Raw genomic sequence first — 15,303 nt, 5'->3', positions numbered from 1 at the left:
TTTTTCGTTGCCTCTGTAGGTGGTGCGAGGAAGCTCTCGTCACCATCGTAAGGAGTGTAGTTCTTCTTGATAAAGTCTCGAACGTTTACGGAAGTGGTGCTCCAGCGGCCTTCTGTAAAGCCGTCCCATTCCTTTGGCCATGTATTGATCATAACACATTACTCCTTTATAACATAATTATTATCCATAGATATATTATCACATTGATTAATTTTTGTCAATCTCTCTATTTGCCTGAATCAGCCTGAAAATGGCGTTTTTGGTTTTATCAGATTACAAAACCGCGCCGTGACATAAAAACCGCCTTTGAACTTCAGCGTATTATTGAAGCGTTTCAGCGGTCGATGAATTACGGATATCAAAATGTTGTGAACTTGTTAGGGCAATTTGTGCATTTAATAGAACTTAGAACTAAGAGCTAAGAACTAAGATCGTAGGGACTCGCATTGCGCGTCCGCAAGCCGTTAGCTTGTAGTGAATTTCGCACTTGCGGACTGCCAAAGGCAGCCCCTAAAGATTGTTACTTGTAATTTCATTGTATACTGTGGGACGTCGAGGACTCCCAACAGGAGCTGCGACCCTCTGTCCTTCGGACATCTCCCTGTACTACAGGGAGTCACCGTCCCCTACAGATAATTATTTTCTGCTTACTTTTTTAGGCTTTTGCTTTGCCTTTTTTACGGGCTTTTCGTCAGTGGGAGCTATCCCGCGTTCGGCTTCCGCGCTTTCAAGCTTTTCAAATGAAAGCTTATAAAGTGTGCCTGCAAGGGGAACGCCCAACAGCATACCGAGGATACCGAAGAGTCCGCCGCCGATAGTTACTGCGGCAAGAGTCCAGATACTCGGAAGTCCTACAGTACCGCCCACTACCTTTGGGTAGATGATATTTCCCTCAAGCTGCTGCAATATAACTAAGAAAATGAGGAAAATAAGTGCCTGCATGGGATTTTCCGTAAGGATTATGAACGCGCTTACTCCTGCACCGATGAATGCACCGACTATAGGGATAAATGCGGTCACTCCCACAAGAGTACCCGACATAGCGGCATATGGGAGCTTTAACAGCTTCATGCCTATAAAGCACAGCGTACCCAGTATGATAGCTTCTATAAACTGTCCTACAAAGAAACTCTTGAAAGTATCGTTGGCAGTGTGTATAAAGTGAGAAGATTTATTGTTGAAGCTCTCGCTGAACCATAAACGCCTTAAACGGTTTATGTCGCATATGAGCTTATCCTTGCGCAGTAGCATATATATTGCGAAGATTATGCCGAGGACGATGTTGGTGAGGGTAGATGCTACTCCTCCTATTATTCCCCAGGCAGAGGATAATATGCCTGCAACTCCCGATGTAAGGACCTTTGACAGCTTTCCTGCAATGCTTGCCCAGTCAAATTCGAGATTTTCTATTTTCTCCTGTATATCGGGATATTCATTGAGCTTGCCTATGACGAAATCCTTTGATTTTGTAAAGGCAGGCGGTATCTCATCGTAGAGTACGCCGAATGCCTTGATTATCTCGGGGACCACTATACACATTATCAGTATTATCGCCGATATAGCTATTGTAAAGGAAAGCACAAGGCAGGTAGGGCGGCGAGTTTTGACTATCAAAGGCTTTTGGCTTTTGGGAAGGTAATGCTTTTCAAAGAAATTCATCACGATATTGAAGATGTAGGCTATGAAAAAGCCTATCATCAGCGGCTTCAGTGCTCCTAAAAGTATAGAAACCAGCTTTGTGAATATATAAAAATTCTGTACGGTAACGCATACTGTTATAGCAAGGAGAGCTATAAAGATATAGCGCCTTATCTCTTGTTTACTCATAGTCGGCTACAGATAAGCCATATCCCTCCGTTCATATCTCTATAATCTCATTATACATTATATGCAGGCATATGTCACGGGGATAAATGTTAAATTTGTGTGAACATTTGCAGTACTTGACCGCAGGCAGATTTCATGGTATAATATAACATATAGACTAACAACAGTTAATTATTTTATTTTATTATATTGAACGGAGGTATACATCATGCCAGGTTTAGACGATTACGCTCCTGCTGTCAGAAAGGTAATGACACTTTTTTATGTCATCGACACTTCCGGAAGTATGCAGGGAAGCAAGATAGGACAGGTAGAATCTGCTCTTGAGGAGGTCATGCAGACCTTACAGGAAATAAGCGACGAAAGTGATGACGCTGAGATAAAGATAGCAGTACTGGAATTCTCCACAGGTGCTTCGTGGGTAACTCCCGAGCCTGTATCCCCTGAGGGATACCGCTTCAAGACATTTGAAGCCTGCGGTGTTACAGACCTTGGTGCTGCCTGCAAGGAGCTTGACAAGAAGCTTTCGAGAAATGAATTTTTACAGACTGCCGCAGGTGCATATCCGCCTGTAATACTCCTTTTCAGTGACGGCGGTCCTACAGATAACTGGGAGAGCGGACTTGACGCACTCAAGAAGAACAACTGGTACAAGCGTTCCATAAAGATAGCTTTTGCTATCGGTGATGATGCTGATAAGGACGTTCTTGCACGCTTCTCGGGAAGCTCTGAGACTGTTCTCGATGTAAAGAACAAGGATCAGCTCAGACTTATGATAGAAAAGGCAAGCGTTATCACAAGCGTTTTTGCAAGCCATTCAAGTACTGTTGACAGCGATACAGACCCCGTTGAGATATCCAAGAAGCTGGCTGAGGACGTTCAGACTCAGACCAACGATGCGCTCAGCGATGCCAATACTGCCGACTGGGACGAATCCGACTGGTAAGGAGAAAATATGGAGAGATTATCTTCCTTTGCTCAGACAAGCATCGGAGCTTCTCATCTTAGCCGTGAGCTTATATGCCAGGACAGCTCTCTCTGCGGTGACTTTGAGAATTATTCATTTGCGGCAGCTGCCGATGGTCACGGAAGTCTCTGCTATCTGCGTACAGATAGAGGTTCTAAATATGCGGTCGAGTGTGCTGCGGAATGTGTAAAGGAGTTTTTGGAGGGGCTTGATGATGCTGACGAGGTACTTAAAGACGAGCGTCAGCGCGAGCAGCTCTTCAATCAGCTGTGGCGCAGTATCATTGCCCGCTGGCATGACCTTACGGAAAAGGATTTCCTTGACAACCCCTTTACCGAGGAGGAGCTTGACCGTATCCCCGAAAAATTCGCAGGCTATCGTACAAGATACGAGGAGGGCGATTATATAGGTGCATACGGTACTACCCTTGTGTTTGCGGTAGTTACCGATAATTATGCCTTCGGTATGCAGATAGGCGACGGAAAATGCGTTGTCATTGACGGCGACAGCAATGTTTATGCGCCTATTCCCGAGGATCCGCGCTGCTATGAGAATGTTACCACTTCCATGTGTCAGGACGATGCAGCTCTTTCGGCAAGATTTTTCTATCTGCCAAAGGGACTTATGCCTGCGGCTGTATTCCTTTGTACGGACGGCGTTGAAAACTCATACTGGAACGAGGAGCAGCTTTTCGGCTTCTTCCGCGGTCTTGCACTTACCTTAGTGGAGAACGGCATGGAGGAAGGAATACGTCAGCTTGCGGAATTCCTGCCTGCTATGACCCGCAAGGGCAGCGGCGATGATGTTACCTGTTCAGGTATAATTGATATGAGAAGGCTCAGTGCCTGCTCGGACGGCATACGTGAGGATCTTGCCGCAGCAGCACCTATCGTAGATGAGAATGTCAGCGATGATGATATCATTTACATTGATGAGTCTCAGCCGCAGGTCGTTACAGATGCGGTCTCAGATGAAAATAACGATGCCGAAAACTCTGACGATGAGCAGCAGTCTGAGTGATAATTAAATGATAGTGTAGGGGCGTACAATGTACGCCCCTTTGTTATGCATATAAGTTTTTGTGAAGCAGTACGGTGATGATAGCTTTAAATAAAAAGTGACAAATGTCACTGGGATAGTGACAAATGGCATCTTGTATAAATAAAGCCTCGGTGTTAAAATAAACACATATTATGGGGGCGTTCATTTTTGGGGTGAAAAACGTTTACGGTACCGAACGTTTTATTATTTTATTTTAGGGAGGTTTTATTTTATGAGATCAATTTTGAAGAAGGCTTTATGTTTACTTTCGAGTGCTGTACTTCTGTGCAGTGCAACGGCTATTACAGCAAGTGCGGACGATCCGCCTGCAATATCCGGCGTCAGTGATAGTATCAATGGTCAGGTGCTCAGGCAAACGAGAAAGGTGTATTACATTGAGGATAAGGATTACGAGTTAGAGCCCGGGGAAAAGTAGAACTGAAGGTGGAAAAGCGGAGAGTGGATTCAGAACTTGCCAGTATCAGAATAAGCTATCAGTGGTACAGGGACGGCAAAGAGATACCAAATGCAACATCATCAAGCCATCTTGCATCATCAAAGGGCAATTATTATTGTAAGATAACTCGCAGATCGACAAAAAAGGTCGGCTCAAAGCTAACTCATACATCATCGTCTGTAGATACAAACACTGTAACGGTATACAGAAAGCTTTACATAGACTATCAGAATGAGTTATCATACATCGGAAATGCAGGTACTGCTACGATATATGTTGTTGCAAGCGGCGGAAAGGGTCCTTATACCTATGAATGGACGCTTGACGGAAAGAAGAAGAGTGATTATACGAGGTATATTATAGGTGTAGATGAAATAGGCACATGGCAGTGTAAAGTCACTGACAGCAGAGGAAAGGACGTAACGAGTAAGCCTATTAAGGTGTCTTATCCGCCGCTCGCAGTTTTAAGCTATACAGAAAGTGCGCTTATCAACTCATGGACTGAGGCTGATATGCGTCCCGATGCAACAGCAACGATAACTGTCAAGACCTCGGGCGGAACAGGGCATAATACATACTTTTTAGAGAAAAAGACTGAATATGGCGGCTGGAAGGAAGTTGCATATTCGTATGAGCCTAAGTTTGATATCAGAAGAGATCAGATAAAAGATAATCCCGATACTTATTCTACAGTAAATTACGGTATTGACGGCTGGTACAGGACTTATTTCTCGACTAATACAAATTACTACCGCATAATAATAAGAAGCTATGGCGATTGGGGAAAAATAATAGATCGTACTGAGACAGGAGAGATAAAAGTTACCTGTGATAACGGTGCTGTATCTTACCAGAAGCTGGACGGCTTTGAGTATCCTTGAACTGTATAATTTTTGGGGCGTACTTATGTGCGCCCTTTAATTATGCCCTGACTATGTCGTGATTTGTCGTATTTTGTCGAAATAGACGATTTTGAAAAAAGCCCTTGACATTACAGAACGAATGTTCTATAATATAATCACAAGGAATAGAACGTTAGTTCGCAAAAGCTATCTTATCAAGGGTACAGCGTAATGCTGTTCGTGCTTCTTTATTTGTTTTTTAGGGGGCAAATAACTATGACCAAGCTTATCAACGATTACACCAAGAGCTGCTTCATGGTGAAGCGGCGTATCTCAGAGCTGACCAGAATGCGTGATTCTCTTATGAAAAGCGGCAATATCCTTAGGGTCAGGGAGCTTGACCTTGACCGACGTATAGAACTGCTGTATGAGGAGCATGGAGAAATGCAGGCGGTCATAGCTCATCTTACCGCTTATAAGAGGAGGCGTGAAGGCATTGTCGAAACGTAACTCTTATAAAGATACATTCACCGGGGAGGCTGACAAGGGCATACGACGCATACTGGGCTGCGATAAAGAAGAGGAGGGAAATACGCAGAGACTGCGCCGTGTACTGTTAAAAGTTATTAATAATGAGCTTACCCCGAGACAAAAAGAGATAATTATGCTATACTATTTTAAGAACATTGATACTTCTGATATAAGTGAAAGGCTGGGAGTGTCGCCGCAGGCTGTTTCGGCGGCGATGTCAAGGGCACGTATGAGAATGTTCAGGATACTGCAATATTACATCTGAGGAGGGGACTATGGATACACCTATATATGACTTTCTTGTGAAATATGCTTCATCGGCAGTGCTCCGCGCTCATATGCCGGGACATAAGGGAAAAGCTCCTGTTAAGGAGCTGGAGGGCCTTTATTCTCTCGATATAACTGAAATAAAGGGGGCAGACAGCCTTTTCGAGGCTGAGGGCATAATCGCTGAGAGCGAGAGAAATACTGCGGAGCTCTATAGTAGCGTGGCTTCGGCTTTTTCAGCAGGAGGCTCGACACTGTGCATACAGGCTATGCTGGCTTTGATGAAAATGGAGAGACGCAGAGTTATCGCCGCAAGGAATGTGCATCGTGCATTTCTCAACGCCGCTGCTCTTTTAGGGCTTGATGTTACGTGGATAATGCCCGAATACAGCGGCGGGATACTTTCGGGAGAGCTGTCGCTTGCAGATGTGGAGAAGGTGCTTTCTGCAAGCGCTGAGCCTGCCTGTCTTTATGTGACTTCTCCTGATTATACAGGCAAGACCGCTGATATATCGGCTCTTGCGGAGCTTTGTCACCGCTATGGAGCAAGACTCCTTGTGGACAATGCTCATGGTGCGCATCTTGCCTTTTTTGAGAAAAATCTGCACCCTATCGCTCTGGGAGCTGACCTGTGCTGCGACTCTGCACATAAAATGCTGCCTGCACTGACAGGAGCGGCTGTGCTGCATACCTCATGCAGTGAGTATGCGCCGCTGCTCAAACAGGCTATGAGCTTTTTCGGGTCAACCAGTCCGTCTTACCTTATCATGGCTTCTCTTGACCTCTGCAACCGCTACATCGCCGAGTGCATACGAGGCGATATTGCTGCGGCTTTGCCGCAGATAGTCGCACTCCGCGAAAGCTTTAAAGGAAGGCTTGTTTTTGCCGAGGGAGAACCGTTCCATATAACGGTAAAGGCTGCCGAAAGCGGCTTCGACGGAACAGAGCTTGCGGAGCTTCTCCGTGCCGAGGGCGTTGAATGTGAATATGCGGACAGTGAGCTTGTAGTGCTGCTTATGTCGCCTTTTTCTTCCGACCTTGATTTTGTAAGGCTTCGCGCCGCGCTTGAGAGCGCGGTGGCGGGAGCTTCACGGAAAAGCTGCATAAGACCGATAATTACGCCGAAGCTCCCGCATATGGCTTTAGCCATACGCGAAGTCGCCTTTGCTCCGTCAGAGGAGATACCTGTAGGAGAGGCTGAGGGACGCATCTGCGCATCGGTAAAGGTGCCTTGTCCGCCTGCAATACCCATAGCTGCAAGCGGTGAGGTCATCGACAGTAACTGCATAGAGCTTTTCAGGGCATACGGCATAAAGACGGTAGTCGTCGTGAAAAAATAGGCTGAGCTATTGCAATTTTCAGCGATATGTGTTAAAATGAGATATATTATTTTTGCGGAGGTGTCTGTATGAGTGACATGAACGAAAAGGAACTCGATGAGCTTGAAGAAGAGGAAGCAGCAGAAAACTATATCACGCTCACCGATGATGACGGTAACGAGGTATCCTTTGAGATAATCGGTACTGTTGAATATAAAGAGCATCTTTATGCCGTACTTCTTCCATTCGATGATGAGGACGATGAGGTAGTTATTCTTGAAGTTATCCCGGGTGAGACTCCCGAGGAGGACGACTTTGTATCAGTTGATGATGACAAGTTTCTCGGTGAAGTTTTCGAGGAGTTCAAGAAGAATTACGAAGGCGAATACGAATTTGAGTAATGCATGATTAAAGGGCGCACAATGTGCGCCCTTATTTTTGTTGTTATTTCATTGAATGAGAGAGCGGCGCAACGCCGCTCTCTGACAATAGTAATTATACATAAAACTAAGCGTGAAACTTTGTTCAAAACGCAGAACATAAAAAATACTTTTTCAATAATCAACGGTTTTCCATTGAATTTCAGTCTTTTTCAGCCCTATTATAGAAAGGTAGCGGGACGTCGAGGACTCCCAACAGGAGCCGCGACCCTCTGTCCTTCGGACATCTCCCTGTACTACAGGGAGTCACCAGCCCCTACAATTCAAATCCGTCCGCGAAGCAGACACATTAACTCTCAATTCTCAACTCTCAACTCTTAACTTGCGGACGACCAACGGTCGTCCCTAAAAGCTAACGGCTAAGGGCTTAAAGGCTTGCGGGCGGCGGGACGCCGCCCCTACAAGCTATTTGATAGCGCCTGCCTTGTAGGCTTCAAGAAGCTGGCGCAGGTCGTTTATCTTGTCAACTATCTCCTCGCCCTTGTCGGTGTCGGAAATATTCGCACGGCGGTCAAGCTTCTCGACAAGGTGTATTGTCGGAGTATTGCCGCTTTCGCCAGCCACAAAGGGCTTGTGCTCGGCAAGATTGAGACTGTGTGAGTCGTATATCAGGGTATAGCCTGCAATTCCTGTTGTGGACTGGTAAGCTTTGGAAATACCGCCGTCGATGACGAAAAGTTTTCCGTCAGCCTTTACGGGGCTTTCTCCGTTCTTTATTTTTACAGGCACATGACCGTTGATGATGTGACCCTTTTCGGGGTCAAGTCCGAATAATTCCAGCAGGGACATACAAACCTCTGCATTTTCCGAGAATGTATAATAGGCGTTGTAATTCTCTGTGTGCAGCGACTTATCGGAAAGAAGTCCGCGCTCAAAGAAAGCCATTTTGTCCTTGCCGTAAAGAGGAGACTTTGCTCCGCACCAGAGATACCACATATAATCGCTGGCAAACTCCTTGTCCTCGCCGTTTCCGAAATATGCCTGATTTACAAGCTCGCCCAGCTTGTCAAGGAGTGCCTTGCCCGAGTATTTTTCGCCCTTTATGCTGACGCTCTGGAGCTGGCAGTTTTCGTCCATAGGTATACAGCCGTGGAAAAGGAGATTGTTGTTGCAGGTCTTGTACATTGCTCCCTTTGCGTAAATGAAGCGGATATGCCTCTGGAGCTTTTCACTGTGTCGGAAGGACGCTGTAAGCACCTTCATAAGCTCTGCCTCACCCTCCGAAAGAGTGAGAGGAGACTCAGGGTCAACGGTAGGGAAACTCTTATCAAGAAGCATATGTATCTTGCCGTTTATGGTGACTGAGCCTGCTTTGAAGTTGGTCTTTCCGAAAAGGTCGCGGTCCTGCATTTCCCATTCGGGGTGCTTTGCAATGAGCTGACCTTCCAGCTTCATCTGTATAACGGTTATGGCTTTGTGCATTTTTGCCGCAAGGTCGAGGTCAACAGGGTCGTATATATTGTCATCGAGAGTGCTTGGAATATAGCGTTTGCAGTCGTCGCCTGCATAGGTCTCGCTTGCAAAGACGGCAAGTGCGCGGAGGTTCAGTCCGTAGCCGTCTTCGAGCACATCGAAGTTGTTGTAGCGCATAGCGATGCGGATAACGTTTGCAATAAGAGCAGGATTTCCTGCGGCGGCACCCATCCATGAGATGTCGTGGTTGCCCCACTGTATATCAACATCGTGCATCTTCATAAGCTCGTCCAGGATAATGTCCGCACGGGGACCTCTGTCGAAGATATCGCCGATGATATGGAGCTTGTCTATGCACACGGACTGTATCAGCCTGCACAGGGAGATTATGAAGGTCTCGGCAATGCCTGTGCTGATGATAGCGCTGATTATCTCGTCGTAGTAGTAGTCCTTGTTTACGTCATCAGTGACGTTTAGGAGCTCGTCAAGTATGTATACCATATCGTTAGGTATGCGCTTTCTGATGCGCGAACGGGTATATTTTGCGGAAACTGCCTCGCATACGAGTATGAGCCTGTAGATGCTGAGTCTTTTCCATTCGTCGGACATCTCGCCGCTGTTTGTAAGGCGTGATATCTCCTTTTCGGGGTAGTATATGAGCTCCGCAAGCTGTTCGCGGTCACGGGCGGAAACAGTCTTTCCGAGGACTAAGTCTATTTTTATCTTTATCATGCCCGAGGCACTTCTCAGCATATGCAGAAAGGCTTCGTATTCGCCGTGCATATCACTGAAAAAGTATTCCGTACCCTTTGGGAGACTGCGTATAGCTGACAGATTTATTATTTCACTGGCGGCACTTTCGATAGTTGGGTACTCCTTTGCAAGTAGTCTGAGATATTTTATATCCATTGATGTCCTCCCTTCAGAGCTGTTCCATAAGCTTGTCTATGAGTTCCTTTTTTGCAAGTCCGTCCGAGAAAGCCGTAGCACCGCCGCAGGCTGTGCCAAGCTTCAGAGCGTAGTCATAGCCCTCGGAAACGCCTGCGATAAAGCCTGCAAGCATAGAGTCGCCTGCGCCTACAGAGTTCTTGACCGTGCCTGTACAGGCTCCGCATTTGTAGAGCTTGCCTGTTTCGTCAAGGAGCACAGCTCCCTTTTCAGCCATAGATACGAGAACGTTCCCTGCGCCCATAGCCTGAAGCTTTACTGCGTGTTCAACTATCTCATCGTAGGTGGTTATATTTACGCCGAATATCTCACTTAGCTCAAAATTATTGGGCTTGATGAGAAAAGGACGGTATTTCAGCATATTCATGAGCAGACGCTTGCTTGCGTCGGCAACTATCCTTATATCACGGTCTGACAGCCTTGAAAGTATCTTTTCGTATATGTCGTCGGGGAGACTGTTTGGTATGCTTCCTGCCAGCACAAGGGTGTCGCCGTCTTGTATTTCATCGAGCTTTTCCATGAGCTGCCCGATAGACTCGCTGTCGATATGCGGACCCTGTCCGTTTATCTCGGTCTCTTTGTCAGCCTTTATTTTTACGTTGATACGTGAGCTGCCGCTTTTCAGCCTTACGAAATCAGCGTCTATGCCCATATCCTTTACGCCCTGCTCAATGGCTTCACCTGTAAAGCCTGCCGTAAAGCCGAGTGCCTTGCTCTTTATACCAAGCTCGGCAAGTACAGCGGATACGTTTATGCCTTTGCCGCCGAAGAATATCTCCTCAGACTCGGAGCGGTTGACACAGCCTGGCTGTATTCGTTCGGTGCGCAATACGTAGTCTATTGCGGGATTGAATGTGACCGTGTAAATCATTTTTTAAGACTCCTTTTTTATTTCGGATCAAAAAGAAAGAAGCGTCTACCATTGGTAAACGCTTCCTTGGTGCGAGTAATGGAAATTGAAATTAATGCAGCCGTGATAAAATTTCCTTGTTATCTCAATAACGGCAGATCATCCATGATAGAGCATCGCCGTCAGTGTTTACCAAATGATATTATATCACAGATCTATCGCTTTGTCTACCACTCCGGGGATCAAGGACAAAGAGTGAGCATACCTTATCAATTTCAGCCGTTCCACCAGTTATTGTTGTTATTGTTCCAGTTGTTGTTCCACTGGTTCCAGTCGTTGTTCTGCTGCTGATTATTGTTCTGGTTGTTCCAGTTGTTATTCTGGTTCTGGTTGTTGTTCCACTGGTTCCAGTCGTTGTTCTGCTGCTGATTATTGTTCTGGTTGTTCCAGTTGTTCTGGTTCTGGTTGTTGTTCCACTGGTTCCAGTCGTTGTTCTGCTGCTGATTGTTGTTCTGGTTGTTCCAGTTGTTCTGGTTCTGGTTGTTGTTCCACTGGTTCCAGTCGTTATTCTGCTGCTGATTGTTGTTCTGGTTGTTCCAGTTGTTCTGGTTCTGGTTGTTGTTCCACTGGTTCCAGTCATTGTTCTGCTGCTGATTGTTGTTCTGGTTGTTCCAGTTGTTATTCTGGTTCTGATTATTCCAGTCCCAATTATTATTGTTCCAATCATTATTTACAACACCATTCCATGTGTTGTTGTTCTGATTGTTCCAATCCCATGTATTATTCTGATTCTGGTTGTTCCAGTCGTTATTCTGCTGGTTCTGGTTGTTATTCTGGTTATTCCAGTCGTTGTTGTTCTGGTTCTGGTTGTTGTTCTGATCGTTCCAGTTGTTCTGGTTCTGATTCTGATTATTCCAGTCCCAGTTATTATTGTTCCATTCGTTATTTACAACGCCGTTCCATGTATTGTTGTTCTGATTGTTCCAGTCCCATGTGTTGTTCTGGTTCTGATCATTCCAGTTGTTCCAGTTATTGTTCTGCTGGTTCTGGTTATTATTCTGATCGTTCCAGTTGTTCTGCTGGTTCTGGTCGTTATTCTGGTTATTCCAGTCGTTGTTCTGGTTCTGATCGTTATTCTGCTGGTTCCAGTCATTGTTCTGCTGCTGGCTGTTATTGCCGCTGCCGCCGCCGTAGACCTTTGTTACACCCGGGATAGTTGACTCTGTAGAGCCTGTCTTGTAGAAGTGGTAAAGACCTGCTGCTGCGCCTACGAAGCCTGCATTATAGTCGCAAGCTACCTCGTTGCCCACATAGTCGGAACGAATATCTCTGTATGTACCGTTAGCGTCTGTAGGACCGCCGCAGAGAGCGCCTACAAGAAGATTTTTGTTCTGTACGCTGTCATTTCTCTCGCTTGCGTCTGCATCGGGAGAAGAAGCTCTGTGATGCGGGTTCTTTGAGGAATTAGACTTGAAGCCTACAACGAGACAGTATGACTGTCCGTTTGCAAAAGCCTTGTCGCCTGTAAGGTACTGCATCTGACCCTTAGCCCATGCGGAGTCTGCCTTGTTGTACTTGGAAGCGATAAGCGAGCACATCTGTGCTGTAGCGTTGTGTCTTGCGCTGCCCCACTTATCATAGAACTTATAGCCGTCGCCGCTGCCCAGGTCGTGAACGCCGCTCCAGTCGCCTGTGATCTCAGCCTTGAGGATAGCAGCTCCGGGAGCTACGTTTTCCCAGTTCATTACCCACCATGCTTCGGGGCAGTCGTTGAGGTCGTTAAGGTACTGGTTGTCCTTTGTAGCAAGGTAAAGCCATGCTGCTGCCCATGCGAGCTCGTCCTTGGAGCCGCTTTCACCGCTGCTGTAGAATTCGCATGAATAAGTTGCAGGATTTTTCTTTGAGAAATCATAAAGAGCCTTAGCGTATTTAAGATCCTCTGTGTTGCCGAAGTTTACATAGTTAGCTGCAAGAGCTGCTGCGTATTCGGCAGTTACGTTTGCTGCACCGCCTGTAGACCAGAGCATACGTCCTCTGTCGCCCTGATTTTCAGGAGCTCCCCAGTAGGAGTGGTCAACGCCGCCTTCGCCCTTTTCGATAAGCACCTTTGAAACGGTGTTGCCGTTGAGGACTGTAGCGTCGCGGAAGAACTTAGCAAACTTGTCTGTGATGACCTTGAGGTGAGCGGTCTGACCTGTTGCGTCAAAAGCGTCCTTGAACTCGTAGTAAGCCCAGCCGAGAGTAGCTGCTGTGTAGCCCTGTGGCTGACCGAACATTACGTGGTCGCCTGCGTCGTGGAAACCACCCGGTACTTCGTCGTTTGTGTGGCAGTTGCCTCTCCATGAGAGAGCGCAATCGGAATTATTGCCGCACATATTTGCGTCATAGAAATAGAGGGAATACTGAAGGAGTTTTGCGTAATTGTCGCCGTCTGCTGCATTTGCTGAGAGAGAGGGAGTTACTGCTGCGATAGGTGAAACAAATGCTGCAATAGCAGTTGCACTGCTGATTATGGCTGATTTTAGCTTTTTTGATGATATCATGTTATCACACTTCTTTCATAAATTCTATGCCTATAACATGTTCGACTATGATTATACAGGGTTTGAAATGAAATTTGGTAACAAAATAGTAACAGTGAGGTTACAATACAGTAAAAACGAGCGGTTTATTTACATTTTTGTCGTAATGCACAAAAAGTTTTATCAAAATTGTGCGCAATAACTATAACTATTGTGCTGAAAAGATGAGAAAATAGCAAGGTACAAATTTCACTCCTGCCGAAACTTCGGCTGGTAACTTGTCAAACTCAATGCCTTATGTGTGATGTACTATTGTGTCGGATAGTTCGGAGCACGGCTGATGAAAGAGGGGCGGCTTTGATATCAGGCTTGGAACAAAAGGAAAAATAACAAATATGGACTTGTGAAAACTGTGTATGTTAAGGTTTGTTTGCGGTTTAAAAGCGGTTTTGAAAAATATATAAATCAGGTGCTTTAAAATGTGCCTGCTTATACGGTTTGTACAAGTTGTAGTGCTATTCATTGACATATTGCTATATTAATGGTATAATTAACACAAGATTTCGTTTGAAAATGTCAGTTTTTGTAATTAAAAATACGGAATGTAATTAGAAACTGTTAATATACGCAATGAACATGATACTGCGGCAGCAGCGGTCTGAGAACAGGGATTTCGTCTGAAACTGATAAAAGCATTTTTGCATTAAAGCATATGGAAGGGTATAAAAGTTAAAAACTGATAACCGTCCATTGGATTTATAAAGGAGAAAAATATGAAGATCCCGTTTGTATCTTTCCTTCCTATGGAGAAGGAATTGAATAATGACATCAGAGATGCCTTTGAACGTGTTTTTGCTCGTTCATGGTATATTGAAGGCAAAGAAGATGAAGCGTTTGAGCAGGCTTTTGCCGAGTATTGCGACTCGAAATACTGTGTAGGCTGCGGCAATGGTCTTGATGCGCTAATGCTTGCGCTGAAAGCGCTCGGTGTTGGAGCAGGAGATGAGGTCATCGTTCCCTCGAACACATATATCGCAACAGCCCTTGCGGTCACATATGTGGGAGCAACACCTGTATTTGTCGAACCCGATATCAATACATTCCTGATCGACCCTGCACTGATCGAGGCGGCTGTTACCGATAAAACCAAAGCAATAATGCCCGTGCATCTTTATGGACAGGCTTGTGATATGGACGCTATTATGAGCATAGCAGGGAAACACGATCTATATGTGGTCGAGGACTGCGCACAGGCTCACGGTGCTACATATAAGGGCAGGAGAGTAGGCTCATTCGGTGATGCCGCAGGCTTCAGCTTCTATCCCGGTAAAAATCTTGGAGCGCTGGGCGATGCGGGAGCTGCTGTCACCAACAACAGGGAAATTGCAGATAAGATCCATGCTCTTGGCAATTACGGTTCCGATTATAAGTATCACCACATATATAAAGGAAATAACAGCCGACTTGACGAAATGCAGGCTGCGTTCCTTTTAGCTAAACTCTCTCATCTTGATAGAATGAACGAAGAGAGAAGGCGGATCGCAAAGCTGTATTCAGAAGGAATCAGCAATCCTAAGGTCATTACTCCTGTAGTAAAGGGAGAATGTGTTCCTGTTTGGCATATCTATGGCATAAGATGTGCTGAGAGAGATGCTCTTGAAAAGCATCTGAATGAAAAAGGCATCGGTACGAATAAGCATTATCCTATCCCGATGCATTTGCAGGAGTGCTATAGAGATTTGAACATTCCGCAGGGAGCACTCCCCATTGCTGAGGAGATCAGTGCTACCGAATTGAGTATCCCTATGTATTATGGTATGAAAGATGAAGAGATCAGGTATGTGATCTCTGCTATAAATGAGTTTTAAAAGGAGATTGC

At 45.7% G+C, this 15,303-nt stretch carries 13 protein-coding genes; 9 read left to right on the top strand and 4 right to left on the bottom strand.

Annotated elements, in window-relative coordinates:
• Window positions 1–636 precede the first annotated feature (636 nt).
• A complete protein-coding gene (locus K5677_RS05845) occupies window positions 637–1,827 on the bottom strand; it encodes an AI-2E family transporter (RefSeq protein WP_296725759.1) in 1,191 nt (396 codons plus the stop codon).
• Between the two features lie 208 nt (window positions 1,828–2,035).
• Between K5677_RS05845 and K5677_RS05840 the strand changes: the two genes are divergently transcribed.
• From K5677_RS05840 to K5677_RS05805, 8 genes are all read left to right on the top strand, one after another.
• Window positions 2,036–2,773 carry a VWA domain-containing protein gene (locus K5677_RS05840; RefSeq protein WP_072952572.1) on the top strand — a complete coding sequence of 246 codons (738 nt, stop codon included), beginning with the start codon at window positions 2,036–2,038 and terminating at the stop codon, window positions 2,771–2,773.
• A gap of 9 nt (window positions 2,774–2,782) precedes the next feature.
• Complete coding sequence (locus K5677_RS05835; protein WP_072952571.1) at window positions 2,783–3,814, top strand: PP2C family serine/threonine-protein phosphatase; 1,032 nt, start codon at window positions 2,783–2,785, stop codon at window positions 3,812–3,814.
• 253 nt (window positions 3,815–4,067) lie between these two features.
• On the top strand, window positions 4,068–4,271 hold the full coding sequence (locus K5677_RS05830) for a hypothetical protein (RefSeq protein ID WP_296725757.1): 204 nt from the start codon (window positions 4,068–4,070) through the stop codon (window positions 4,269–4,271).
• A gap of 23 nt (window positions 4,272–4,294) precedes the next feature.
• Window positions 4,295–5,173 (top strand): hypothetical protein, encoded by an 879-nt coding sequence (locus tag K5677_RS05825; protein WP_296725756.1) that lies wholly within the window; start codon window positions 4,295–4,297, stop codon window positions 5,171–5,173.
• A gap of 237 nt (window positions 5,174–5,410) precedes the next feature.
• Entirely contained in the window at window positions 5,411–5,644 is a 234-nt protein-coding gene (locus tag K5677_RS05820) for a hypothetical protein (protein ID WP_072952569.1), read from the top strand.
• Window positions 5,622–5,930, top strand: coding sequence for a sigma-70 family RNA polymerase sigma factor (locus tag K5677_RS05815; RefSeq protein ID WP_296725752.1), 309 nt, complete (start codon window positions 5,622–5,624; stop codon window positions 5,928–5,930). Before K5677_RS05820 ends, K5677_RS05815 begins: the two co-directional genes overlap by 23 nt.
• A 10-nt stretch (window positions 5,931–5,940) precedes the next feature.
• The gene (locus K5677_RS05810) at window positions 5,941–7,272 is read left to right on the top strand and encodes an aminotransferase class V-fold PLP-dependent enzyme (protein ID WP_296725751.1); all 1,332 of its coding nucleotides are present in this window, start codon (window positions 5,941–5,943) and stop codon (window positions 7,270–7,272) included.
• A gap of 68 nt (window positions 7,273–7,340) precedes the next feature.
• Window positions 7,341–7,652 (top strand): DUF1292 domain-containing protein, encoded by a 312-nt coding sequence (locus tag K5677_RS05805; protein WP_296725749.1) that lies wholly within the window; start codon window positions 7,341–7,343, stop codon window positions 7,650–7,652.
• A 444-nt stretch (window positions 7,653–8,096) separates the two neighbouring features.
• Here K5677_RS05805 and K5677_RS05800 read toward each other — a convergent pair whose 3' ends face one another.
• From K5677_RS05800 to K5677_RS05790, 3 genes are all read right to left on the bottom strand, one after another.
• A complete protein-coding gene (locus K5677_RS05800) occupies window positions 8,097–10,013 on the bottom strand; it encodes a fructose-1,6-bisphosphatase (RefSeq protein WP_296725747.1) in 1,917 nt (638 codons plus the stop codon).
• A 13-nt stretch (window positions 10,014–10,026) separates the two neighbouring features.
• A complete protein-coding gene (gene pfkB / locus K5677_RS05795; RefSeq protein ID WP_296725745.1) occupies window positions 10,027–10,923 on the bottom strand; it encodes a 1-phosphofructokinase in 897 nt (298 codons plus the stop codon).
• 254 nt (window positions 10,924–11,177) lie between these two features.
• The gene (locus tag K5677_RS05790; RefSeq protein ID WP_296725744.1) at window positions 11,178–13,445 is read right to left on the bottom strand and encodes a glycoside hydrolase family 9 protein; all 2,268 of its coding nucleotides are present in this window, start codon (window positions 13,443–13,445) and stop codon (window positions 11,178–11,180) included.
• Between the two features lie 752 nt (window positions 13,446–14,197).
• Between K5677_RS05790 and K5677_RS05785 the strand changes: the two genes are divergently transcribed.
• Entirely contained in the window at window positions 14,198–15,292 is a 1,095-nt protein-coding gene (locus K5677_RS05785) for a DegT/DnrJ/EryC1/StrS family aminotransferase (RefSeq protein ID WP_296725742.1), read from the top strand.
• Window positions 15,293–15,303 lie beyond the last annotated feature (11 nt).

The organism is Ruminococcus sp. (assembly GCF_024684275.1).
Note: the sequence above shows the minus strand (reverse complement) of the source record. Positions and strands in the feature narration are given on the sequence as shown.